2 rRNA genes (1 of these 2 running past the window's edge) are annotated in these 3,249 nt (G+C 51.3%); both read left to right on the plus strand.

The features are described from left to right. A 23S ribosomal RNA gene (locus SCT_RS10975) occupies positions 1–2,986 on the plus strand (it extends 110 nt beyond the left edge of the window). A 95-nt stretch (positions 2,987–3,081) separates the two neighbouring features. After that, positions 3,082–3,195, plus strand: a 5S ribosomal RNA gene (gene rrf / locus SCT_RS10980). The last annotated feature ends 54 nt before the right edge of the window (positions 3,196–3,249 follow it).

Here is a 3,249-nt window from a genome sequence, read left to right on the forward strand (position 1 = left end):
ATATCCGAATGGGGAAACCCACCCGCAAGGGTACTCCCTCCTGAATACATAGGGAGGGTAGAGCGAACGCAGCGAACTGAAACATCTAAGTAGCTGCAGGAAAAGAAATCAACCGAGATTCCGCAAGTAGTGGCGAGCGAACGCGGAAGAGCCTTGCAACTTTTAGCACACGAATTAACAGAACGGTCTGGAAAGTCCGGCGATAGTGGGTGATAGCCCCGTATGTAAAAATTCGAGTGTGGAACTAGGGTTGCGACAAGTAGGGCGGGGCACGAGAAACCTTGTCTGAATATGGGGGGACCATCCTCCAAGGCTAAATACTCGTAATCGACCGATAGTGAACTAGTACCGTGAGGGAAAGGCGAAAAGAACCCCGGGAGGGGAGTGAAATAGATCCTGAAACCGCATGCATACAAACAGTGGGAGCCCCTGCTTCAAGCATCTTTGAGATTCTTTCGAGGAGCATCGCGCAGCGATGCGACTCAAAAGTTTCAAGAAGAAGTGAAATAGATGAGCCTTAATGGCATATGTATTTCGAGGCGGGAGGGTGACTGCCGTATCACGGCGCGTAGCGAAAGCGAAGCGTAGTGAGGCGGTAGACAACCCTGCGAAAACGCCCGAAGGGTGTTTGAAGCAGGGGTGACTGCGTACCTTTTGTATAATGGGTCAGCGACTTACATTCAGTAGCGAGCTTAACCGAATAGGGGAGGCGTAGGGAAACCGAGTCTGATAAGGGCGTCAAGTTGCTGGGTGTAGACCCGAAACCAAGTGATCTATCCATGGCCAGGATGAAGGTGAGGTAACACTCACTGGAGGTCCGAACCCACTAACGTTGAAAAGTTAGGGGATGAGCTGTGGATAGGGGTGAAAGGCCAAACAAACTTGGAAATAGCTGGTTCTCTCCGAAAACTATTGAGGTAGTGCCTCGTAATATACCCTCGGGGGTAAAGCACTGTTATGGCTAGGGGCCTATTGCTGGTTACCAACCCATGGCAAACTAAGAATACCGAGGAGTAATTTTACGGGAGACAGACATCGGGTGCTAACGTCCGGTGTCAAGAGGGAAACAACCCAGACCGCCGTCTAAGGTCCCAAAGCATAGTTAAGTGGAAAACGAAGTGGGAAGGCACAGACAGCCAGGAGGTTGGCTTAGAAGCAGCCATCCTTTAAAGAAAGCGTAATAGCTCACTGGTCGAGTCGTCCTGCGCGGAAGATGTAACGGGGCTCAAACTATGCACCGAAGACGCGGATCTAGACATTCTCATGGATGTTTAGGTGGTAGGAGAGCGTTCTGTAAGCCTGCGAAGGTGTCTTGAGAAGGATGCTGGAGGTATCAGAAGTGCGAATGCTGACATGAGTAGCGATAAAGGGAGTGAAAAGCTCCCTCGCCGAAAGCCCAAGGTTTCCTGCGCAACGTTCATCGGCGCAGGGTGAGTCGGCCCCTAAGGTGAGGCAGAAATGCGTAGCTGATGGGAAATAGGTTAATATTCCTATACCTTTATACAATGCGATGGGGGGACGGAGAAGGTTAGCTCGGCCGGGTGTTGGATGTCCCGGTTTAAGCGTGTAGGCTGGTTCTTTAGGCAAATCCGGAGAGCTAAGGTCGAGACGTGATGACGAGTGCACTTAGTGCGCGAAGTGAGTGATACCATGCTTCCAAGAAAAGCCTCTAAGCTTCAGTTGTATAGAGACCGTACCGCAAACCGACACAGGTGGGCAGGATGAGAATTCTAAGGCGCTTGAGAGAACTCGGGTGAAGGAACTCGGCAAATTAGCACCGTAACTTCGGGAGAAGGTGCGCCCCTGGTATGTGTAGTCCCTTGCGGATGAAGCAGATAGGGGTTGCAGTGAATTGGTGGCTGCGACTGTTTAATAAAAACACAGCACTCTGCAAACACGAAAGTGGACGTATAGGGTGTGACTCCTGCCCGGTGCCGGAAGGTTAATTGATGGGGTGCAAGCTCTTGATCGAAGCCCCGGTAAACGGCGGCCGTAACTATAACGGTCCTAAGGTAGCGAAATTCCTTGTCGGGTAAGTTCCGACCCGCACGAATGGAGTAACGATGGCCACACTGTCTCCACCCGAGACTCAGCGAAGTTGAAGTGTTTGTGAAGATGCAATCTACCCGCTGCTAGACGGAAAGACCCCGTGCACCTTTACTGTAGCTTTACATTGGACTTTGAATACATCTGTGTAGGATAGGTGGGAGGCTTTGAAGTCGGGACGCTAGTTCCGATGGAGCCGACGTTGAAATACCACCCTGATGTGTTTGAGGTTCTAACCTAGGTCCATTATCTGGATCGGGGACCGTGTATGGTAGGCAGTTTGACTGGGGCGGTCTCCTCCCAAAGAGTAACGGAGGAGTACGAAGGTAACCTAGGTACGGTCGGAAATCGTGCTGATAGTGCAATGGCATAAGGTTGCTTAACTGCGAGACGGACAGGTCGAGCAGGTGCGAAAGCAGGTCATAGTGATCCGGTGGTTCTGTATGGAAGGGCCATCGCTCAACGGATAAAAGGTACGCCGGGGATAACAGGCTGATTCCCCCCAAGAGTTCATATCGACGGGGGAGTTTGGCACCTCGATGTCGGCTCATCACATCCTGGGGCTGTAGCCGGTCCCAAGGGTATGGCTGTTCGCCATTTAAAGTGGTACGTGAGCTGGGTTTAAAACGTCGTGAGACAGTTTGGTCCCTATCTGCAGTGGGCGTTGGAAGTTTGAGGGGGGCTGCTCCTAGTACGAGAGGACCGGAGTGGACGAACCTCTGGTGTACCGGTTATGACGCCAGTCGTATCGCCGGGTAGCTATGTTCGGAAGAGATAACCGCTGAAAGCATCTAAGCGGGAAACTTGCCTCAAGATGAGACTTCCCAGGGACTTGATCCCTCTAAAGGTTCGTTGAAGACCACAACGTTGATAGGTCAGGTGTGGAAGCGCAGTAATGCGTTAAGCTAACTGATACTAATTGACCGTGAGGCTTGATCCTATAACCTTAAGCGCAATACGAGATATATTACTCAAAACTTTACTTCTTCCAGTTTTTAGCCGAAGGGAAACCATCCCCTTCAGCAGCCAGTTATGCTTGGCGGCCATAGCAGTTTGGACCCACCTGATCCCATCCCGAACTCAGAAGTGAAACGAACGTGCGCCGATGATAGTGTGGATTACCCATGTGAAAGTAGGTCACCGCCAGGCTCCCAACAAGACAGACCCCCTCAGCGAATGCTGCAGGGGGTTTCGTTTTTTATA

Source organism: Sulfuricella sp. T08, from assembly GCF_000971475.1.
Lineage (GTDB): Bacteria > Pseudomonadota > Gammaproteobacteria > Burkholderiales > Sulfuricellaceae > Sulfuricella.